A 20,786-nucleotide genomic window follows, 5' to 3' on the forward strand; every position below is an offset into this window, starting at 1 on the left:
CGCGGGCGGCCGGGCCGAGGTCTCGGAGGGAGGACCGTTCAGATCCGTTCGGCGGCCTTCGCCTCCGAGATGCGCTCGTCGATCTTCTCCTCGATGAACTCGTAGGCGAGTTCGTCGTGCAGCGAGAGATCGACGCCGCGGTCCTCGTCCTCGGCCGAGACGCGGAAGCCGATCGTCTTCGCGATCGCCGAGCCGATGATGAAGGTCAGCACGCCGGTGAACACCATCGACACCAGCGCGGCCACCACCTGGATCACCAACTGCGCCGCGCCGCCGCCGTAGAACAGCCCCAGCGGGGCGTCGGCGAACGTCGGCGCCGCCATGAAGCCCAGGTAGACGGTGCCGATCAGGCCCGCCACCAGGTGGACGCCCACGACGTCCAGGGAGTCGTCGTAGCCGAGCCGGTACTTCAGCCCGATCGCGAGACAGGCCGCCGCACCGGCGATCACGCCGAGCAGCATCGCGGCCCAGGGCTCCAGATTGGCGCACGCCGGGGTGATGGCGACCAGGCCCGCCACCAGGCCGGAGGCGGCGCCGATCGAGGTGACCTTGCCGTCCCGCAGCTTCTCCACCACGAGCCAGGCCAACATCGCCGCCGCCGGGGCCGCCAGCGTGTTGATCCAGATCAGGCCGGCCTGGGCCGCATCCGCGGCCAGGCCGCCGTTGAAGCCGAACCAGCCGAACCACAGCAGGGCCGCGCCGAGCATCACCAGCGGGATGTTGTGCGGCCGGTGCAGCGGCTCGGCCCGGAAGCCGTAGCGACGGCCGATGATCAGCGCGAGCACCAGCGCGGCGACGCCGGCGTTGATGTGCACCACGGTGCCGCCGGCGAAGTCGATCGCCGAGCCGCCGAGCGCATTGGCGATCGCCCCGTCGAGCATCAGGCCGCCGGACCCCCAGACCATGAACGCCAGCGGGGCATAGACCAGGGTGACCCAGACCGGGACGAAGACCACCCACGCGCCGAACCGGGTCCGGTCGGCGATCGCGCCCGAGATCAGCGCGACGGTGATGATCGCGAAGGTGCCGCCGTAGGCCGCTCCGACCAGATCGACGCTGCCGATCAGGTTCTGCATCCCGAACGAGTAGGGCGGCTCGAACGGGTTGCCGAACAGGCCCGCCACGCTGGCGCCGCCACCGCCCAGGGCGTACCCCCACAGCACCCAGACCACGCCCACGATGCCCATCGAGATGAAGCTCATCATGATCATGTTCAGGGCCGACTTGGCGCGGGTCATCCCGCCGTAGAAGAACGCCACGCCCGGCGTCATCAGCAGTACCAGACAGGCGGCTACCAGCATCCAGACCAGATCCGGAGTCAACGCTGTGTCCTCCATCGGGATCCTCCTCCATCAGAGATCTCGTGCCCGCGGTGGGCTTCGGTGGCAGTCTGCGCGGCGGATGTTTCACCGGCGTCGCCCCGTGTTACGGCGGGGTAAAAGATCGGCGCGGGCCGCCGAACCTGCGGCGCGCGCCCCGGATTGCCACAATGGGCCGGTGCGCGATGTGGTGATCCTGGGCTCGACCGGCTCCATCGGTACCCAGGCCCTGTACGTCCTGGGCGAGCGGCGCGACGCCTACCGGGTACGCGGGCTGGCCGCCGGCGGTGGCCAGCCGGGGCTGCTGGCCCGCCAGGTGCTGGATGCCCGCCCCGAGGTGGTCGCGGTGGCCCGCGCGAGCGCCGTGCAGGACCTGCAGCTCGCCCTCTATGCCGAGGCACAGCGGCGCGGCTGGTCAGCCGGCGAGACCACGCTGCCGCGGATCGTCGCCGGCCCGGATGCCGCGGCGCAGCTCGCCGGCGACGGCGCCGACCTCGTGCTGAACGCCGTCACCGGGGCGGCGGGCCTGACGGCCACGCTGGCCGCGCTGGCCGGCGGCTCCACTCTCGCCCTGGCCAACAAGGAATCGCTGGTGATCGGCGGCCGCCTGGTCACCGACGCCGCCGCGCCGGACCAACTGGTGCCCGTCGACTCCGAACACTCCGCGCTCGCCCAGGCCCTGCGCGCCGGGCGCGGCGCCGAGGTGGACCGGCTGCTGGTCACCGCCTCCGGCGGCCCGTTCCGCGGACGCAGCCGCGCCGAGATGGCCGCGGCCACCCCCGAGCAGGCGATGGCCCACCCGACCTGGCGGATGGGCCGGGTGATCACCATCAACTCGGCCACCCTGGTGAACAAGGCGCTGGAGGTGCTCGAGGCGTACCTGCTCTACGGCGTGCCGCTGGATCGGATCGACGTCGTCGTGCACCCGCAGTCGATCGTGCACTCGATGGTCCAGTTCGTCGACGGTTCGACCATCGCCCAGTGCTCGCCGCCGGACATGCGGCTGCCGATCGCGCTGGCGCTGAGCTGGCCCGATCGGATGCCGGGCGCCAGCGCGCCGCTGGACTGGACGCGCGCGACGCAATGGACGTTCGAGCCGCTCGACGACGAGGCGTTCCCGGCGGTACGCCTGATCCGCCGCTGCGGCGCCGCCGGTGGCACGGCGCCCGCGGTCTACAACGCCGCCAACGAGGTCGCGGTGGACGCCTTCACCGAGGGCCGGATCGGCTTCCTCGACATCGTCGATCTGATCGAGCGGGTCGTGGTCGAACACCTGGCGCCGGAGCCAGCGATTTCGCCCGGCGACGTAGGATCGCGATTGGTCCACGACGCCGACCTCGACCTCGCGGCGGTGCTCGCGGCGGACAACTGGGCGCGGCGACGGGCGAGTGAACTGATCGGGGCCCGGGAGGCCGAACAGCAGGGAGCAGGAAGCAGTTGATGGAGACCGTCATCTATCTGGGCGCGGCGGTGCTGTTCTTCGCGCTCATCATGGCCTCGATCGCGCTGCACGAGATCGGCCACCTGGTTCCTGCCAAGCTGTTCGGCGTCAAGACCACCCAGTATTTCGTCGGCTTCGGCAAGACCCTGTGGTCGAAGAAGGTCGGCGAGACCGAGTACGGCATCAAGGCGATCCCGCTCGGCGGCTATGTCCGGATGATCGGCATGTATCCCCGCCACGCCGACGGGTCGCTGCGGGCCTCCAGCTCCGGGCTGTTCCAGAACCTCGCCGATTCCGCCCGCGAGATCGAGCACGAGGAGATCAAGCCCGCCGACGACGGCCGGTTGTTCTACCAGAAGAAGCCGTGGCAGAAGCTGATCATCATGTTCGCCGGCCCGGCGATGAACCTGATCCTCGCGTTCGCACTGCTGCAGACGCTGTTCGGGCTGTACGGGATCAACCAGCCGACGCTTGTCGTGCAGAGCGTGCAGGAGTGTGTGATTCCCGCCGATCGGCGAGACCAGTCGTGTCGTCCGGGCGACCCGCCGACCCCGGCCGCCGCGGCCGGGATGGCCGACGGCGACCGGATCGTCGCCTTCAACGGCGTCGAGCTGAAGGACTGGGACCAGCTCTCGGCGATGATCCGCGGCAATCTTGCCGGACCCGCCACGATCACCGTCGAGCGGGGCGGCGGGCTGGTGGAGTTGCCGCAGGTGAACACGGTGGTGACCGGCGTACCCGCCCAGTACGACCCGGCCCGTCGGGTGCCCGCGGGCTTCCTCGGCGTGCAGCCGCAGATGGTACGCGCGGCCGGAACGCCCGTCGTGGTGCTGGAGACCATGGGTGACATGACGGTGCGCTCGGCGGTCGGGGTCGTCACCTTGCCGGTCCGCGTCTTCAACACCGCCGCCGACCTGGTCACCGGGCGCGAGCGCGACCCGAACGGCCCGGTCAGCGTGGTCGGCGCCAGCCGCTTCGCCGGCGAGGTGGCCACCACCGACCGGCTGACCGACAACGACCGGTTCGCCATGGTGTTGATGCTGCTGGGTTCGGTGAACCTGTTCGTGGCGATCCTGAACCTGGTGCCGCTGATGCCGTTCGACGGGGGCCACATCGCCGGCGCCCTGTGGGAATGGGTACGCCGCGGCCTGGCGAAGGCGTTCCGCCGGCCCGATCCCGGCTATGTCGATGTCGCCAAGACCCTGCCCGTCGCCTATGTTGTAGGTGGGTTCCTGGTGGTGTGCGGGGCGGTCCTGATCGTCGCCGACGTCATCGCGCCGATCACGTTGTTCTGACGACCGGAGCAATCGAGCCCCGAGCAGTGGAGCCCGGAGCAATCGAGCCGGAGCGAGGAGGAGACAGGCATGACCGTGGACCTCGGGATTCCCGCACCGCCCCCGCCGGTGCTGGCCCCGCGCCGCCGCTCGCGCAAGATCCGCGTCGGCTCGGTCGAGGTCGGTGGCGACGCGCCCGTCTCGGTGCAGTCGATGACCACGACGGTCACCTCCGATGTGAACTCGACCCTGCAGCAGATCGCCGAGCTGACCGCGGCGGGTTGCGACATCGTCCGCGTCGCCTGCCCGAGCCAGGACGATGCCGATGCGCTGCCGGCCATCGCCACCAAGTCGCAGATCCCGGTGATCGCCGACATCCACTTCCAGCCCAAGTACGTCTTCGCGGCCATCGACGCCGGCTGCGCCGCGGTCCGGGTCAATCCCGGCAACATCCGCAAGTTCGACGACCAGGTCGGCGCGATCGCCAAGGCCGCCAAGGATGCCGGGGTCTCGCTGCGGATCGGGGTCAACGCCGGCTCCCTGGACAAGCGGCTGCTGGAGAAGTACGGCAAGGCGACGCCCGAGGCGCTCGTCGAGTCGGCGGTCTGGGAGGCCTCGCTGTTCGAGGAGCACGACTTCCACGACTTCAAGATCTCGGTCAAGCACAACGACCCGGTGATCATGGTCCAGGCCTACGAGCAGCTCGCGGAGCGCGGCGACTGGCCGCTGCACCTCGGGGTGACCGAGGCGGGGCCGGCGTTCCAGGGCACGATCAAGTCCGCGACCGCCTTCGGCGCCCTGCTCAGCAAGGGGATCGGCGACACGATCCGTGTCTCGCTGTCCGCGCCGCCGGTGGAGGAGGTCAAGGTCGGTACGCAGATCCTGCAGTCGCTGAACCTGCGCCCGCGCAAGCTGGAGATCGTCTCCTGCCCGTCGTGCGGGCGGGCCCAGGTCGATGTCTACAAGCTCGCCGACCAGGTGACCGCCGGGCTGGACGGGCTGGAGGTGCCGCTGCGGGTCGCGGTGATGGGTTGTGTGGTGAACGGGCCGGGGGAGGCGCGGGAGGCCGATCTCGGGGTCGCCTCCGGCAACGGCAAGGGCCAGATCTTCGTCAAGGGCGAGGTGATCCGGACGGTCAAGGAGTCCGAGATCGTCGAGACCCTGATCACCGAGGCGATGCGGATCGCCGAATCCATGGAGGGCGGCGAGTCCGGCGCCCCCGAGGTCACCGTGTCGTGACCACGCAGGCCGTCCGGCCCGCCGCGGGACAGGTCCGGGTCGTCACCGACGCCGACCTGGCGGCCGTCACGGCCCTGCTCGCCACTGACCCGGTGGAGTCGGTCTTCGTCGCCGCCCGGGTCGAGGCCCACGGGCTCGACCCGTTCCGGCTGGGCTGCCCGGTGTGGGGGTGGTTCCACGACGACGAGTTGCAGGCCCTGTGTCATGCGGGGTCGAACCTGATCCCGTTCCGCGCCGGCGCCGACGCGCTGGCGGCCTTCGCCCGGCAGGCGGGCGAGCACCGCCGCTGTTCGTCGATCGGCGGCGCCTCCCGCATGGTGTTGCCGCTGTGGCGCGAGTTGTGCCGCACCGGCCGGGACTGGCACGGCACGCGGGAGGTACGCCCGCGCCAGCCGCTGATGCTGATCGACGCGGCCCCGGCCGCCGACCCCGAGCCGCGGGTCGCGCCGGTGCGGCGTACCGATGTCGAGGCGTATTTCGACGCCTCCGTGCGGATGTACACCGAGGAGGTCGGCGTCTCGCCGTTCCCGCGCGGCAGTTCGCGGCACTACCGCGGCTATGTGCGGGAGCTGATCCGGCGCGGTCACTCCTTCGGCATCGTCGAGGGCGGCCGGGTGATCTTCAAGGCCGACATCGGTTCGCTGGCCAACGGGGTCGCCCAGATCCAGGGCGTCTGGGTGGATCCGGCGCACCGGGGCCGCGGCCTCGCGGTGCCCGCGATGGCCGCCGTCGTCGCGCTGGCCCGCGAGCTCGCCCCGATGGTTTCGCTGTATGTCAACGACTTCAACGACGCCGCGCTGGCGACCTACCGGCATGTCGGGTTCCGGCAGGTCGGCGAGTTCGCCACCGTGCTCTACTGACGGGCCGCCTCCGGCGCAGAACTCGGGCGAGTGGTCGCAAATGGCGCGTGTGGCGCGAGGACTGTTGCCAGAACTCGGGCCAGTGGTCGCAAACGGCGCGGACGAGCCGGGTATGCGGACCTGTGCTCAGGTCGCCGCGCGCTGCGGCCAGAACTCGGGCGAGTGGTCGCAAAGGGCGCGTCTGCCGCGCGGACTGCTGCCGAAACCCGGGCGAGTGGTCGCAAACGGCGCGGACGAGCCGGGTAGGCGGACCTCGTGCTCAGGTCGCCGCGCGCTGCGGCCGGAACCCGGGCGAGTGGTCGCAAAGGGCGCGTCTGCCGCGCGGACTGCTGCCAGAACTCGGGCGAGTGGTCGCAAACGGCGCGGACGAGCGGGGTACGCGGACCTCGCGCTCAGGTCGCCGCGCGCTGCGGCCGGGAGATGCCGCTGCCGCCGCCGGGCAGGGACTGCTCGTCGCCGTCCTCGCCGTGGAACGCCTCGCGGGTGCTGTCGGCCTCGGCGGTGGTCGGATTGGAGGCGATGAACGCGTTCACCCAGCGCGCCCTGGGGTCGGCATCGATCAGCACCGCCTTCACCAGCAGGGTCGACGGCAGCGCCAGCAGAGCGCCGAGCGGTCCCAGCACGTAGGCCCAGAACAGCAGCGACAGGAACGACACGGTCGGGGTGACGCCCACGGCATCGCCGGTGAACTTCGGCTGGATCAGCGACTGGATCACGAAGTTGAGCACCGAGTAGCCGATCAGCACGATCAGCGCGGCGATCGGACCCTTGTCCAGCAGCGCCATCAACGCGGGCGGGATCAGCCCCAGGACGAACCCGACGTTCGGGATGTAGTTGGTGATGAACGACAACACACCCCAGACGAAGGCCAGCGGTACGCCGAGGATCATCAGCAGGCCGACGTCGAGGATGGCGACGATCAAACCGAAGATCGTGGTGACGACCCAGTAGCGGCGTACCCCCTCGGCGAAGGAGATCAGGGCCTCGGTGATCCGGGGGTGGGTGGAGTCGGCGAGCTGCAGTCGCTGGCCGAAGTTCATCGAGTCCAGCACCAGGAAGAAGATCACGGTGAGCAGGACGATCATCAGCGAGCCTGCGCTGCCCAGGTTGGACAGCAGCCCGCCGGCCGCGCCGACGATGCTCTGCGGGTTGATCGTCTCCAGTTGGCTGGTGATCTGCGTACTGGTCACCCCGAACTGGGCCAGCAGCGCGAGCACCTGGTCATAGAGCGACTCGAACTGCGGGGTGTAGCGCGGCAGCTCGCGCACCAGCGAGGCGATCGCCCAGTAGATCGCGTAGAAGAAGGCGAACAGGAAGGCCAGCACCAATACCCCGGAGACGATCGCGCACAGCCACGCCGGCAGTCCGCGGCGGCGCAGCCAACTGGACACCGGGGAGGCGGCAAGCACGAGGTTGATCCCGAAGAAGACCGGCGCCACGATCTCGCGAATCTCCCGGGTCCCGCTGATGATCAACGCGGCGCTGGCCAGGCCCACCAGGATCAGCAGCACGCGCGGGATGCCGACCCGCGGGGCGAGCGAGTCCAGCCGCTTGCCGATCGAGCGGAGCTCACCGGTGGTCTGTGCCCCGACCCGCTCCACGGCCCGCGTGGCGTCGGGGTTGGCCTGTGGCTGTGCGCGCCGTCCGAACATTCTCGGTTCCCTTCCCTCGTCGACTGTGCTGCTACCCGGACACTTTGCACCATGGCGGCGCGGATCCGACACGGACGCCCCGATGGCGGGCATGCTGGGCCGGGTCGAAAGGGGGACCGATGAGTTCGGCAGTGCGACCGAGCGCGGCGACCGAACCCTGGTGGCGGCGCTGGCTCGCCCGCGACGGCGTCCGCAACGGCCTCGCCTGGGGGATCGGCATCGCCTGCGGCGCGATCATGGTGCCCACCGTCTTGTGGCGGCTGCCGGTCAGTTCGCCCTGGGTGCGCTACGTCGCGGCGTACCTGATGGTCACCCCGATCGCCACCTTGCTCACGCTGGTCCTCACCTGGGTGGTGTTCGCGCCGCTGCCGCGGGCGCGGCTGACCGGGCTGGTACGAGCGACCCAGTCGCGCCGGCGACGCGGGCTGCTGAGCCGGTTGACCTATTTCGACGACTCGGGTCTGTCGTGGGGGGTGCAGGGCTCGCTGGTCTCGATCATCGCGATCTTGCTGTTGTGGTTCCTCGGCGAGCGGTCCGTACCGGTGATCGTGCTCACCATGGCGGGCGTGGCGTCCGCCTGGTGCATGGGCGTCATCGCCTACGCGGTGAACTATCTGCGCGAGGACGTGGATCGGCCGGGCATGGTCTTCCCCGGCGATGACGAGCCCACCTTCCGCGACTACCTGTACCAGGCCCTCACGGTGTCGACGTCCGTCGCCACGTCCGACATCAATGTGACGACACGCCAGATGCGGTCCCTGGTGGCGGGCAACAGCGCCGTGTCGTTCTTCTTCAACACCGTCATCCTGGCGATGTTGATCTCGCTGATGATGTCCGCGCGCTGAGCCGCCCGTGGGCGGAGTGCGCGGCGCACAGCAATCGGCGCGCGCGCCCCCGCACCCGCCGGTATCGTTGCCGCGTCCCGATGCACGAGAACCACCATCCGAGAAGAGGCGCCTTGATCACCCGCATGTCGGAACTGTTCGTCCGGACCCTGCGCGAGGACCCGGCGGACGCCGAGGTGGCGAGCCACCGCTGGCTCGTCCGTGGCGGCTACGTGCGCCGGGTCGCCCCGGGCATCTACACCTGGCTGCCGCTCGGGCTGCGGGTGCTGGAGAACGTCGAGCGGATCGTCCGCGAGGAGATGGCGGCGATCGGCGGCCAGGAGCTCCGGTTCCCGGCGCTGCTGCCGCGCGAGCCCTACGAGGCGACGAACCGGTGGACCGAGTACGGCGACGGGATCTTCCGGCTGCACGACCGCAAGGGCGGCGACTACCTGCTCGGCCCCACGCACGAGGAGATGTTCACCCTCGCGGTGAAGGACATGTACAACTCCTACAAGGAGTTGCCCCTGACGCTGTACCAGATCCAGACCAAGTACCGCGACGAGCCGCGCCCGCGCGCCGGCATCATGCGCGGCCGCGAGTTCGTGATGAAGGACTCCTATTCCTTCGACATCGACGAGGCCGGTTTGGCCGCCTCGTACGCGCGCCATCGCGACGCGTACCGCAAGATCTTCGACCGGCTCGGCTTCGAGTACGTGATCGTGCGCGCGATGTCGGGCGCGATGGGCGGCTCGCAGTCGGAGGAGTTCCTCGCCGTCTCGCCGGTCGGGGAGGACCTGTTCGCGCGGTCCCCGGGCGGGTACGCCGCGAACGTCGAGGCGGTCGAGCTGGCGCCGCCGGATCCGGTGCCGTTCGACGACGCGCCGGCCGCGCATGTCGAGGACACCCCGGACAGCCCGACCATCGAGACGCTGGTCGCCGTGGCGAACGAGCGGGTGCCGCGTACCGACCGGCCGTGGACCGCCGCCGACACCCTGAAGAATGTCGTGTTCATGATCACCCGGCCGGGGCAGGAGCCGGAGCCGCTGGCCATCGGGCTGCCCGGCGACCGGGAGGTCGACACCAAGCGGCTGGAGGCGCAGCTCGGCGAGGGGGTGGCGTACGCGCCGTTCGCCGACGAGGACTTCGCCCGGCACCCCGACCTGGTCAAGGGCTACATCGGCCCGGGCGTGCTGGGGGCCGAGAACGCCTCCAAGATCACCTATCTGGTCGACCCGCGGGTCGCGACGGGTACGCGCTGGGTGACCGGCGCGGACGCCGCCGGCCGGCACGTCTTCGATCTGGTCGCCGGTCGCGACTTCACCCCCGACGGCGTGATCGAGGTCGCCGAGGTACGCACGGGCGACCCGGCCCCCGACGGGTCGGGGCCGCTGGAGCTGGCCCGCGGGATCGAGATGGGCCACGTCTTCGCGCTCGGCACCAAGTACGCCGACGCGCTCGGCCTGCAGGTGCTGGACGAGAACGGCAAGCTCGCGACGGTGCAGATGGGCTCCTACGGCATCGGGGTCTCCCGGGCCGTGGCGGTGGTGGCCGAGGGCACCAGCGACGAGAAGGGCCTGTGCTGGCCGCGCGAGCTCGCGCCGTTCGATCTGCAGATCGTCGCCACCGGCAAGGATGCGGCCGTGCTGGACAAGGCGACCGAGCTGGCCCGCGAGCTGGACGAGGCGGGCGTGCGCGTGCTGTTGGATGACCGCAAGGCGAGCCCGGGGGTGAAGTTCGCCGACGCCGAGCTGTTGGGCATGCCGACCACGGTGGTGGTGGGCCGCGGGCTGGCCGACGGCGTGCTCGAGGTGCGCGACCGGCGTACCGGGATGAGCGAGAACGTGGCCGTCGACGACGCCCTCGGGCACCTGCTCGCGCTGGTGCACGGGCGAACCGACGCCGAGACCGCCTGACGACCGCTCAGAGCTTGGCGGCCTCGGCCTCGATGCCGGCCAGGATCACGTCGACCGCCGCCACGAACTGGTCGCGATCGGAGTGGGTGGCCATCACCCGGGCCAGCCGGGCGACGCCGGGGTACTGGTCCTCCTGCCGGCCCAGTGCATCGGCGAACTCGGCCAGCACGTCCTCCCGGCGCCCCGGCGGTCCGTAGGCCAGCCGCATCGTCTGCATCATGATCGAGGTGAGCGAGCCGAAGAGGGCCGAGGCCAGATAGAACGTGCGCACGTCGTCGAAACCGAGCGAGCGGATCCGCTCCCCGGTCAGGCCCAGGACCCGTACCGCCACGCTGAACCCGTCGGCGGTCACGCCGGGAGCAATGGCCGCGATCCACGGATGGCGCTCGCTGAGGTCGAAGTAGCCCAGCAGTTGTTCGCGGATGTCCCGCTTCCAGTCCCCGGCCCCGGGGCCGGGCTCGATCGGTGCGCGGTCCGCGTCGAGCACGTGCTCGAAGCACAGCATCAGCAGGTCTTCCTTGTCGTCGACATGCCAGTACAGCGATGCGACGCCGACCCCGAGCTCGCCCGCGAGCCGGCGGAAGGTCAACGCGTCGGGCCCGCCCTCGTCGAGGATCGCGACCGCGGCGTCGACGATCCGCTCGGTGCTCAGTGCTACCCGGGCCCGGCCCGCCGCGCGGCGTTCGCTGGGCGCTCGCCGTGGTCGCCGCCGGTCGGGTTGCCGCGGTCCGCGCCGTCCATCAGCCATGGCGCCATGGAACCACAACGGACTCGAACCGCGGGCGGGTTGCCGAACGCCGTTCGATAGTCGTACCGTGTTCGTGCGAACCGAACGGAGTTCGACCAACACCGATCGAGAGAAGCCCCGATGGCCACCGCACTCACCGAACCCGCACCCGAGGTCGCGCCGGACGGCCGCGGCGTGCTGCGGAGGAACTGGCTGGTGCTGACCGCGATGATGCTCGCGCTCGTCACCGTGATGATGGACAACAGCATCCTGAACGTCGCCCTGCCGACCATCGCCCGGGACCTGGGCGCCTCGGCGGGCGACCTGCAGTGGATCGTCTCGGCGTACTCGGTCACCTTCGGCGGCCTGCTACTGACCACTGGCAACCTCAGCGACCGGATCGGGCGCCGCAAGGTGATGTTGGCCGGTCTGGCGCTGATGGCCGTCGCCTCGTTGGCGATCCTCGTCGCCGGTGGCACCGTCCCGGGCGTGATCGCGGTTCGCGCGCTCGTCGGGGTGGGCGCGGCGCTCGTGATGCCGAGTACGCTCTCGTTGCTCTTCGCCACCTTCACCGGTCCGGCGCGCGGCAGTGTGATGGGGGTCTTCAGCATCGCCGCGATGGCGGGATTCACGATCGGCCCGGTGCTGGGCGGCCTGCTGCTCAGCCAGTTGCACTGGAACTGGCTGTTTCTGCTCAACATCCCGGTCGCCCTGATCGCGATCCCGGTCCTGCTCAGGGCCGTGCCGGAGTCCACCGACGGCACCGCCGAGCCCGCCGATCTGATCGGTGCCGTGACCTCGGTGTTCACCATGGGGGGACTGATCTATGCCCTGGGCAGCGGCCCCGAGAACGGCTGGCTGAGCGTACCGACACTCGCCGCCGCGGCCATCGCGCTGCTTGCCGGCATCGCCTTCATCGCGCGGCAGCTCCGCGCGGCGCACCCGATGCTCGACGTCTCACTGCTCACCCGGCGGGCGTTCGCCCTGCCGGCGCTGGTCGAGGCGATGGTCTTCTTCATGATGATGGCCACGATGTTCATCACCACCCAGTTGCTGCAACTGGTGTTCGGCTACTCGGCCGTGATCGCCGGACTGATGACCCTCCCGTCGGTGCTGCTGATGCTCGCCACCAACGGCCTGATCACCCGGCTGACGACCGCGCTCGGCGACCGGCTGGCGACCGCGCTCGGGCTCGCGCTCGGTGCGGTCGGCTTCGGCACCGCGGCGCTGGGCGTCTCCCAGGTCGCCCTGTTGATCGGCGGCATCGCGCTGTCCGGCGTGGGCAACCGGATGGCGATGACCAGCGCGGCGCTGCGGGTGATCGACGCGCTGCCGCCCGAGCGGGCCGGGATGGGATCGGCGCTCAACGACACCTTCCAGGAGGTCGGCGGCGCGCTCGGGATCGGCGTGCTCGGCGCAGTGCTCAGCCAGCTCTACCGGCTGGGGCTGCCGCCCGGCGTCACCGCCTCGCTCGCCGAGGCCGTGAGCAGCGGCAGCCCGGCACTCGCGCAGGTGGCCCAGTTGGCCTTCAGCCACGCGGCGCAGTTGACCATCGGTGCGGGTGTCGGCGCGCTGCTGGTCACCGCCGTGGTCTGCCTGTTCGCCTTCCCGCGGCAGGCGGCGATGCCAGCGAAATGATCGGTCCCGCGCCGATCTTGGTGCGTTCGCGCACACTGGTTGCCGATGGAGATCGTGAGCGAGATCTGGCGGCGGGCGACGCAACGGCAGCCGGTGCCCGAGCCGGCCGAGGTGTTGATCAGCGCCCTGGTCGCGCTCGGCCTGGTCGTGATCGCCTGGCCGCTCGTGCGGATGCTGACCACCGTCGTGCACGAGGCGGGCCATGCAGTGGTCGCGACGCTGGCCGGCCGCTCGCTGGAGGGCATCCGGCTGCACACCGACACCTCGGGGCTCACCGTCTCCCGGGGCCGGCCGACCGGCCCGGGGATGGTACTCACCTTCGCGGCGGGCTATCCGGCGCCGGCGATCTTCGGGCTGGGCGCGGCCTGGCTGTTGGGTCAGGGGTACGCCGTGGGTCTGCTCTGGGCCAGCCTGGTGCTGCTCGCGCTCCTGCTGCTCAAGATCAGGAACTTCTACGGTCTGCTGGTGCTGCTCGCGCTCGGCGGCGCGATCGCGGCCGCGTCGTGGTACCTCGCCCCGGCCCGACAGTCCATGATCGCGTTCACCGCGACCTGGTTGCTGCTGCTGTCCGCGCCGCGGGCCGCCCTGGAGCTGCTGGTCCACCCGAGTCGCACCTCCGATGCCGGCCAGCTCGCCCGGCTGACGCGGCTGCCGGCCACCTTCTGGGTGCTGATCTTCCTCGGCATCTGTCTTGCCTGCCTGGTCGGCGGCCTCGCCCTGCTGTTGCCGCAGGTGCTCGCCGCGGCCGGGCTGTGACGGCGCGGGTGCGCGCTCAGGCCCGCGCGCGGTGTCGGCGTACCGCCTCCCGGGTGCCGCAGCGTGGGCAGCAGAATCGCTGGGTGCCGTTGCGGGAGGTGTCGGCATAGGCCCGCCGGCAGTCGGGGGCGGCGCAGCGGCCCAGCCGGTCCATCCCGCGCTCGGTCAGGTGCAGGGCGGTCCCCACGGTGATCATGGTCGCCAGCAGCCTGGCCAGGCCGACCCGCTCGGGGCGGTAGTGCAGATGCCAGGTGCCGGTGTGGTCGGTCAGCCGCGGGTGTTCGGCGTAGCGGGCGAGCAGCCGGTTCAGCCGCCGCGCGCGGGCGCGGTCGTCGGGCGCGTCGACGACCGTCAGCCAGGCGTCCAGCAGTTCGTCGAGCTGACGCACGTCGGCGGGGCGGGGTGGCAGACCGCCGACCACGTCCTCGTCGTCGCAGATCTCCTGCAACTCGGCGGGTGTGCGAGGCCGCTCGTCGGCCAGTCGGGCGGCCAGGCGTACCGGCTCCGCACCGTAAGGGTTGATCAACACTTAGTCATTACAGCATGATCGGCCCGTGCTCGACGAGATACCGCTGGTCACCCTGCTCGCCCTGATCGGCGTCGCGTTCGTGGCGGGATGGGTCGACTCCGTGGTCGGCGGTGGGGGACTGATCCAGCTCCCGTCGTTGCTGCTCGCCCTTCCGGCGGACACGCCCCCGCCGAGCATCCTCGGCACGAACAAGATCAGCTCGGCGGCCGGCACGCTGGTCGCCACGCTGACCTACGTGACCAGGGTCACCGTGCACTGGTCGACCGTGCTGCCGCTGGTGGTCGGGGCCTATGCGGGGTCGACCGCCGGGTCCTGGCTTGCCCAGTTCCTGCCCCGCGCGCTGGTCACCCCGATCGTGCTCGCCGCGCTGATCGGGGTCGGCTGGTACACGTGGCGCCGCCCGGCGCTCGGCCGCGAGTCGCGGGTCGGCACCCGCGACGCGCGCCACCACGCGAAGGCGGCGGCGATCGGGCTGGTCGTCGGCGGCTACGACGGAATCCTCGGCCCCGGAACCGGGTCGTTCTTCGTGATCGGGCTGGTCGCGGTGCTCGGCTACGGCTTCCTGGAGGCCACCGCGAAGGCCAAGATCGCCAATCTGACGACGAACATCGCCTCCATCCTGGTCTTCGGACTGAACGGCTACCTGCTCGTCGGCCTCGGCCTGTGCATGGCGGCGGCGAATCTCACCGGCGGGCTGATCGGCGCGCGGATGGCCGTCCGACACGGGAACGGGTTCGTCCGGGTGGTCTTCCTGGTGGTCATCGGCGCCCTGATCGCCAAGCTCGGGGCCGATCTGGTCATCGAGCTGATCGGACACCTCGGGCGGTGACGCCGTTTCCGCAGAGGTGTGCCGGGTCAGCGGCCGAGCTCGGCCTCCGCCCCGGCATCTCGGCGGCGGTTGCGCTGCCAGATGGTGAACGCGACGACGGTGCCGATCGCGAGCACGATGGTCGCGACGATGCTGCCTTCGAACCCGAATCCGCCGCCGGTGAGCAGCTCGCTCGCCCCGGGGGCGGGGTCGAAGGAGAGGACGGATGTCGAGATCTCCATGTTCGACACGTTCGCTCCCCACAGGTTGCCCTGACCCCAGTTCCACAGCGCATGGAACGCGCACACGCCCCACAGACCGCCTTCGGCCAACGACCAGCACCCGAGGAACAGTGCGACAAGGGCGAGATTGATCACCGGCACGAGCGTCATGCCCCCGTTCGCGCCGTGGAGCAGGGTGAACCAGATCGTCTGAATCGCGAAGGCGGCGATGACCCCCCACTTCCATGCGACCGCCTGGACAAGGTAGCCGCGCGCGTAGAGCTCTTCGGTGCTGCCCTGGACTCCGAAGCCGAGCAGTAGGACGGCGGCCGGTCCCACGGCCGACCAGTCCGGGGAGCCGATGCTCGCGCTGCCGAGGGCCGCGTTGACGAGCGCCACGACGGAGATCATGGCGATCCCGATCAGAGCGCCGCGGCCGATCTTCATCATCGCCCCGGGACGGGCGAATCCGAGCGTGCTGATGCGCCGACCCTCCTTCCACCGCACCCACGCGAAGATCAGGATCGCGCCGACGGCGAAGCTGCCGGTCAGGATCGCCTGCTTGGCGAAGGTCATCTGCGTGCCCTGGTCGTCGAGAGAGACGAACGGCAGGGCCGAGGCCTGCGCGAGCAGGAAGATGACGCTGACGACGACGATGCCGAGGATCGGCCCGGTGGGTCGACGGGCGGCGCGCATGGCCTCCGGGAACGGGAGCTGGTCGAGGGACTGCTGCTGCGATGTGCCCATGGCGGTCTCCTGGAGTGTGCTCGCCAGCGACCAGAGGCGGGCCGCGGCCGCCGGGGTGGCACCTCACGCTTCCACAGCGGACCGGCCGGGTCAACGGTCGATCGCCTCGACGCCTGCCCGGCGTGGACTGGCCGGAAGTAGCCACCGCATTCTCCTGACGTGACGCGCCCGCTGCGGTAGGAAATAGGGATCGAACCCGTCCACGCGCGGACCCGGGCCTGCCCATCGGCCGGCCCCGGCCGCGCGGATCCGAGGAGATTCCGTGTCCCACAACCGATCTGCAATCCGCTCACGCACCCTCCGGGCGGCGCTGGCCGCCGGCGTCACCGGCGTCGCGCTGGCCGTCGCCCCGATCACCGCGAGTGCCGCGCCGCGCGACATCGGCGGCGCCGGTCTCGGGGACGACTACTTCCCCAACTACGGCAATTCCGGCTACGACGTCAGCAGGTACGCCATCGACGTCAACTACCGCCCGGCCGGCGACCTGCTCACCGGCACCACGACCATCACCGCGAAGGCCACCCAGAACCTGCGGCGCTTCAATCTCGACTTCGCGCTGCCGGTGAGCCGCGTGACGGTCAACGGCAAGGTCGCCCGGTACAACCAGGACGACCCGCACGAGCTGGTCGTGACCCCGAAGAACCGGATCCGCTCGGGCCAGCAGATGACGATCACGGTGGAGTACGCCGGCGTACCCTCCTCGGTTGAGGTTGACGGCATCAACCCGTGGATCAAGACCCCCGATGGTGCGGTGGCGCTCGGGGAGCCCGAGATCTCGGCCTGGTGGTACCCGGCCAATGACCACCCGCAGGACAAGGCGAGGTTCGACGTCACGATCCGGGTGCCGAGCGGTGTCGAGGCGCTGAGCAACGGTCAGCTCGTCTCGCGCACGCTGTCGCCGAAGGGCGACGTGTGGCGCTGGCGCGAGACCAAGCCGATGGCGACCTATCTGGCGTTCATGGCGATCGGGCAGTACAAGGTCACCGAGGGCACGACCAGCAAGGGGCTGCCCTGGATCTATGCGGTGCCGACCGACAACTCGACCACCACCCAGCGGGCCGAGACCGACTTCGCGCGTACCCCGGAGGTGGTGGACTACTTGTCCAGCCAGTACGGGCCGTACCCGTTCGACGCCGTCGGCGACGTCGCGCCGGCCGCGGACTTCGGTTACGCGCTGGAGACCCAGACCCGGCCGGTCTACACCCGCGGCTTCTGGCGGCGGGGCTCGAACATGGGCGTGGTGGCACACGAGTGGGCCCACCAGTGGTGGGGTGACAGCGTGTCGGTCCAGGAATGGAAGGACATCTGGGTCAACGAGGCCTTCGCCAGCCACGCCGAGTGGCTGTGGAGCGAGGACCAGGGAGAGGGGACCGCGAACCAGTTGCTGCGCGAGTACTACGACGGGTACGCCGCAGACAGCCCGATGTGGCAGGTCTCGATTGCCGATCCGGGCCGGGACAATGTCTTCGACGCCGCGGTCTACGACCGGGGCGCGATGAGCGTCCAGGCGCTCCGCAATCGGATCGGATCGCCGGCCTTCTGGCAGCTCCTGCGTACCTGGCAGGCGGAGAAGAGGTACGGAAACGGCTCGGTCGAGGAGTTCATGGCCCTGGCCGAGAAGCTCAGCGGCGAGGACCTCGACGGCTTCTTCCGCGCCTGGCTCTACGACCAGCGCAAGCCGGCGGCCACCGCGGAGAACGGCCTCGACTTCGGCACGGCCAAGGCGGCGAAGCAGACCAATGCCCAGGGCAAGACCGCCGAGAAGGCCGACCAGCGCACGCTGCAGCGCACCCGCGAGACCCTGGACCACACCCATCGCACGCTCAAGGAGGCCCGCTGAACTCCTGACCGGCGTGGCCCCGGCGGCCGGCTCAGCCGGGCCAGCCGGGCCATGCCGGCAGGGCGGCGCCCCACCCGAGCGCGCGCCCGGTCGCCTCGCGCAGCGCGGCCGTGGCCGACGCGGGTTCCGCGGCTGCCTGCAGCCACTGACCCAGGTACGGCAACGCGCCGGATTCGATCTGCCGGCCGATCTCCTCGGCGCTGCCCTCGGTGCGGTACGCCGGGGCGGCCGCCGGCGCCGCGGCGCCCCGGTCGGCCAGCGCCGCCGTCAGGTCGTCGCGCAACCCGCGGTAGGCCTTGAGCCCCGCGTCGACCGGTTCGGACTCGCCGCGCGGCACCAGCGCGAGCAGCCGCTGGTAGCCGAAGATCGCGGCATGGGACTGGGCGACCACCTGCTGCAGGGCGGTGGTGTCGTCGACCGCGACCGCCGGGCCGGTGCCCGGTGCCGGTGATTCGGCGCGGCGGGTGGAGGAGCGAAGGGCGCCGGCCGCGCCGGCGGCGTGGGCGGCCAGCGAGCCCCAGACCAGGGCGATCCCGCCGGTCGTCTCGCCCGCCCAACCGGCATAGGCATCGACCGCGGCGCGTTCGGCCTCGATCAGGGTACGCAACGGATCCCGGCCGGGCCGAGGTGCCGGCGGCTCGGTGCCGGGCGTCGGCTGGGCGGGACGGGCGGCGGGCTCCGGCGAACGCAGCGCCGCGAGCTGTGCCGCATGGTCGCGGACCAACTGGGCGACCAGCGGATGATCATCTTCGGCGGCCCGGGCGGCCGCGAGCAGCCCGGCGGACAACTCGATGCCCTCGGCGAGACGCGGTGGCGGGGTGGGCGTCGGGCTCGGTGGGCGCACCGGTCGCGGTCCGCTCAGCGCCGGGCTGCCCAGCGCCGCGGTGCCGATGGCGATGCCGCCCGCAGCGCCGGCCGCGACGAGGGACCCGAGCGCGAGAAAGGTTCGACGGGTGGTGGCGGACACCTGCCGCAGGCTACCCGAGGCACACCCGGAATCCCGGTCGCTGCCGGGGTATGCTGCGACAAAACTGCTGAGCACAACCGGACCGGAGGACAACGTGAACGAACCCCAACTCGTTGCCGAGATCACTCCGCTCCTGGCGCAGTTCGATCTTGAACTCGATGCCCTCGACGTCCGTCCGGCGGGTCGGCGTACCCTGCTCCGGATCACCGTGGACGGTGACGGTCCGGACGGTCGCGGGCCGAGCCTGGACGACATCGCCGAGGCGACCCGGGCCATCTCGCGCCGGCTGGACGAGTCCAGTGCCGTCGGCAACGGCGCGTTCACCCTGGAGGTGTCCTCGCGCGGCGTGAGCGCGCCGCTGGTCCGGCCCGAGCACTGGCGACGCAATCTCGACCGGCTGGTCCGGGTCCGGCCGCGCGCCGGGGCGGACCGCTCGGACGAGCCGATCGAGGGCCGGATCAGCGGCGTCACCGACGACGCCGCCCTGATCAGCGTTGACGGCACCGAGACCCGGATCCCCTTCGAAGACGTCGAGAAGGCGACCGTGCAGGTCGAGCTGAGCAAGAAGCGACCGACCGCCGACGCGGCCGCCGAGGAGGAATGATCATGGACATCGACATGTCCGCGCTGCGCGCAATCGAACGGGACAAGGAGATTCCGCTCGAGGTGTTGGTGACCGCTCTCGAGGACGCGATGCTCAACGCGTACGAGAAGACCGAGAGCCCCGTGCCCGGTGCCCGGGTGGAGCTGGACCGCAAGACCGGCAGCGTCCGCGTCCTGGCCCCTGAGCTGGACGAGGAGGGCAATGCCGTCGGCGAGTACGACGACACCCCGCACGACTTCGGCCGGGTCGCCGCGGCCACCGCGCGGCAGGTGATCTTCCAGCGTCTGCGCGATGCCGAGGACGAGCAGAAGTATGGTCACTTCGCCGCCTCCGAGGGCGACATCGTCTCCGGCATCGTCCAGCAGGGCAGGGATTCCCGGACCGTGCTGGTCGACCTCGGCAAGATCGAGGCGATCATGCCGCTGGCCGAGCAGGTGCCCGGCGAGACCTACCGGCACGGCGACCGGATCCGGGTCTTCATCGTGGCGGTACGCAAGGAGCTGCGCGGCCCGCAGGTCGTCGTGTCGCGCACCCATCCGGACCTGGTCAAGCGCCTGTTCAGGATGGAGGTTCCCGAGATCGAGCAGGGCGTGGTCGAGGTCAAGGCCGTCGCCCGCGAGGCCGGTCACCGGACCAAGATCGCGGTGACCAGCAACAGCCCCGACGTCAGTGCGAAGGGCGCGTGCATCGGACCCATGGGACAACGGGTCCGGGCGGTGATGCACGAGCTGAACGAGGAGAAGATCGACATCATCGACTGGTCCGACGACCCGGCGACGTTCGTCGCGAATGCGCTGTCGCCGGCCAAGGTCAGCTCGGTCCAGATCGTCGACCCGGTCGCCCGGGCGGCCCGGGTGATCGTGCCCGACTACCAGCTCTCGCTGGCGATCGGCCGCGAGGGGCAGAACGCCCGGCTCGCCAACCGGCTGACCGGCTGGCGGATCGACATCCGGCCGGACACCGAGCCCGCGGAGTGAGCGAGGGGCCCGCGCCGACGCGTACCTGCGTGGGCTGCCGGCGGCGGGCACCGCAGGCGGAGCTGTGCCGGCTGGCCGTCGGCGCGGGTGGTGCGATCGCGATCGGGCGTACCCTGCCCGGGCGGGGTGCGTGGCTGCATCCCGATCCCGGCTGCCTCGATCTCGCCCGCCGACGCCGGGCGCTGCCCCGGGCGCTGCGGGTGCCCGCGGACGGCCTGCGCGTCGACTGGGGCGCCCTCGCCGCGCGGCTGGAGCGGCCCGATGCGACAGTTCTGGGTCCGGCCGACTAGGATTGGCGGGTACGCCTCCCGTCGGGAGGTCTTTGTACGAGCCGACAGGGGCCCGGTCGTCCGGGCCTCGTCCGACCAGAAGGTGGGCAATCGCTCATGGACACGCGATGAACACGCACAAGCGATGAACACGCACAACAACTAACTGGTCCAGGCA

At 70.9% G+C, this 20,786-nt stretch carries 19 protein-coding genes; 13 read left to right on the forward strand and 6 right to left on the reverse strand.

Annotated features, from left to right (window positions below):
• Window positions 1-38: 38 nt before the first annotated feature.
• Window positions 39-1,337, reverse strand: coding sequence for an ammonium transporter (locus tag GGQ54_RS14005; protein ID WP_179445947.1), 1,299 nt, complete (start codon window positions 1,335-1,337; stop codon window positions 39-41).
• A 160-nt stretch (window positions 1,338-1,497) separates the two neighbouring features.
• On the opposite strand from GGQ54_RS14005, the gene dxr reads away from it, so the two are divergent.
• The 4 genes from dxr to GGQ54_RS14025 all read left to right on the forward strand — a co-directional run bounded on the left by dxr (window position 1,498) and on the right by GGQ54_RS14025 (window position 6,133).
• Window positions 1,498-2,760 carry a 1-deoxy-D-xylulose-5-phosphate reductoisomerase gene (gene dxr / locus GGQ54_RS14010; protein WP_343045973.1) on the forward strand — a complete coding sequence of 421 codons (1,263 nt, stop codon included), beginning with the start codon at window positions 1,498-1,500 and terminating at the stop codon, window positions 2,758-2,760.
• Window positions 2,760-4,055 (forward strand): M50 family metallopeptidase, encoded by a 1,296-nt coding sequence (locus GGQ54_RS14015; RefSeq protein WP_179445949.1) that lies wholly within the window; start codon window positions 2,760-2,762, stop codon window positions 4,053-4,055. Before dxr ends, GGQ54_RS14015 begins: the two co-directional genes overlap by 1 nt.
• A gap of 69 nt (window positions 4,056-4,124) precedes the next feature.
• On the forward strand, window positions 4,125-5,273 hold the full coding sequence (gene ispG, locus GGQ54_RS14020; RefSeq protein ID WP_179445950.1) for a flavodoxin-dependent (E)-4-hydroxy-3-methylbut-2-enyl-diphosphate synthase: 1,149 nt from the start codon (window positions 4,125-4,127) through the stop codon (window positions 5,271-5,273).
• Window positions 5,270-6,133, forward strand: a complete 864-nt coding sequence (locus GGQ54_RS14025; protein WP_179445951.1) for a GNAT family N-acetyltransferase — start codon at window positions 5,270-5,272, stop codon at window positions 6,131-6,133. The genes ispG and GGQ54_RS14025 overlap by 4 nt, the downstream gene beginning before the upstream one ends.
• Before the next feature lie 392 nt (window positions 6,134-6,525).
• On the opposite strand, the gene GGQ54_RS14030 is transcribed toward GGQ54_RS14025, so the two are convergent.
• The gene (locus GGQ54_RS14030) at window positions 6,526-7,785 is read right to left on the reverse strand and encodes an AI-2E family transporter (RefSeq protein WP_179445952.1); all 1,260 of its coding nucleotides are present in this window, start codon (window positions 7,783-7,785) and stop codon (window positions 6,526-6,528) included.
• Between the two features lie 119 nt (window positions 7,786-7,904).
• On the opposite strand from GGQ54_RS14030, the gene GGQ54_RS14035 reads away from it, so the two are divergent.
• Window positions 7,905-8,630: a DUF1345 domain-containing protein gene (locus tag GGQ54_RS14035; protein ID WP_179445953.1), complete on the forward strand. Its 726-nt coding sequence runs from the start codon at window positions 7,905-7,907 to the stop codon at window positions 8,628-8,630.
• A gap of 125 nt (window positions 8,631-8,755) precedes the next feature.
• Window positions 8,756-10,525, forward strand: a complete 1,770-nt coding sequence (locus tag GGQ54_RS14040) for a proline--tRNA ligase (protein ID WP_179445954.1) — start codon at window positions 8,756-8,758, stop codon at window positions 10,523-10,525.
• 7 nt (window positions 10,526-10,532) lie between these two features.
• Here GGQ54_RS14040 and GGQ54_RS14045 read toward each other — a convergent pair whose 3' ends face one another.
• On the reverse strand, window positions 10,533-11,273 hold the full coding sequence (locus GGQ54_RS14045; RefSeq protein ID WP_179445955.1) for a TetR/AcrR family transcriptional regulator: 741 nt from the start codon (window positions 11,271-11,273) through the stop codon (window positions 10,533-10,535).
• Between the two features lie 120 nt (window positions 11,274-11,393).
• Between GGQ54_RS14045 and GGQ54_RS14050 the strand changes: the two genes are divergently transcribed.
• Both GGQ54_RS14050 and GGQ54_RS14055 read left to right on the forward strand, forming a co-directional pair.
• Window positions 11,394-12,890, forward strand: coding sequence for an MFS transporter (locus tag GGQ54_RS14050; protein ID WP_179445956.1), 1,497 nt, complete (start codon window positions 11,394-11,396; stop codon window positions 12,888-12,890).
• 45 nt (window positions 12,891-12,935) lie between these two features.
• On the forward strand, window positions 12,936-13,646 hold the full coding sequence (locus GGQ54_RS14055; protein ID WP_179445957.1) for a M50 family metallopeptidase: 711 nt from the start codon (window positions 12,936-12,938) through the stop codon (window positions 13,644-13,646).
• 16 nt (window positions 13,647-13,662) lie between these two features.
• Here GGQ54_RS14055 and GGQ54_RS14060 read toward each other — a convergent pair whose 3' ends face one another.
• The gene (locus GGQ54_RS14060; protein WP_179445958.1) at window positions 13,663-14,175 is read right to left on the reverse strand and encodes a CGNR zinc finger domain-containing protein; all 513 of its coding nucleotides are present in this window, start codon (window positions 14,173-14,175) and stop codon (window positions 13,663-13,665) included.
• A 25-nt stretch (window positions 14,176-14,200) separates the two neighbouring features.
• Here GGQ54_RS14060 and GGQ54_RS14065 point away from each other — a divergent pair, with 25 nt between their 5' ends.
• Entirely contained in the window at window positions 14,201-15,004 is an 804-nt protein-coding gene (locus GGQ54_RS14065; protein WP_179445959.1) for a TSUP family transporter, read from the forward strand.
• Between the two features lie 26 nt (window positions 15,005-15,030).
• Here the strand turns inward: GGQ54_RS14065 and GGQ54_RS14070 are convergent, their stop codons facing one another.
• Window positions 15,031-15,951, reverse strand: a complete 921-nt coding sequence (locus GGQ54_RS14070) for a CPBP family intramembrane glutamic endopeptidase (RefSeq protein ID WP_179445960.1) — start codon at window positions 15,949-15,951, stop codon at window positions 15,031-15,033.
• A gap of 262 nt (window positions 15,952-16,213) precedes the next feature.
• Between GGQ54_RS14070 and GGQ54_RS14075 the strand changes: the two genes are divergently transcribed.
• Window positions 16,214-17,791: a M1 family aminopeptidase gene (locus GGQ54_RS14075; RefSeq protein WP_218843874.1), complete on the forward strand. Its 1,578-nt coding sequence runs from the start codon at window positions 16,214-16,216 to the stop codon at window positions 17,789-17,791.
• Window positions 17,792-17,822: 31 nt separating this feature from the next.
• Here the strand turns inward: GGQ54_RS14075 and GGQ54_RS14080 are convergent, their stop codons facing one another.
• Window positions 17,823-18,758 carry a DUF4439 domain-containing protein gene (locus GGQ54_RS14080; protein ID WP_179445961.1) on the reverse strand — a complete coding sequence of 312 codons (936 nt, stop codon included), beginning with the start codon at window positions 18,756-18,758 and terminating at the stop codon, window positions 17,823-17,825.
• A gap of 94 nt (window positions 18,759-18,852) precedes the next feature.
• Here GGQ54_RS14080 and GGQ54_RS14085 point away from each other — a divergent pair, with 94 nt between their 5' ends.
• The 3 genes from GGQ54_RS14085 to GGQ54_RS14095 are packed head-to-tail and all read left to right on the forward strand — an operon-like array spanning window position 18,853 to window position 20,629.
• Window positions 18,853-19,362, forward strand: coding sequence for a ribosome maturation factor RimP (locus GGQ54_RS14085; RefSeq protein ID WP_343045974.1), 510 nt, complete (start codon window positions 18,853-18,855; stop codon window positions 19,360-19,362).
• Window positions 19,363-19,364: 2 nt separating this feature from the next.
• Entirely contained in the window at window positions 19,365-20,339 is a 975-nt protein-coding gene (nusA, locus tag GGQ54_RS14090; RefSeq protein WP_179445963.1) for a transcription termination factor NusA, read from the forward strand.
• Window positions 20,336-20,629, forward strand: a complete 294-nt coding sequence (locus GGQ54_RS14095; protein WP_179445964.1) for a DUF448 domain-containing protein — start codon at window positions 20,336-20,338, stop codon at window positions 20,627-20,629. The genes nusA and GGQ54_RS14095 overlap by 4 nt, the downstream gene beginning before the upstream one ends.
• The last annotated feature ends 157 nt before the right edge of the window (window positions 20,630-20,786 follow it).

Source organism: Naumannella cuiyingiana (assembly GCF_013408305.1).
In the GTDB taxonomy this organism is placed as follows: domain Bacteria; phylum Actinomycetota; class Actinomycetes; order Propionibacteriales; family Propionibacteriaceae; genus Naumannella; species Naumannella cuiyingiana.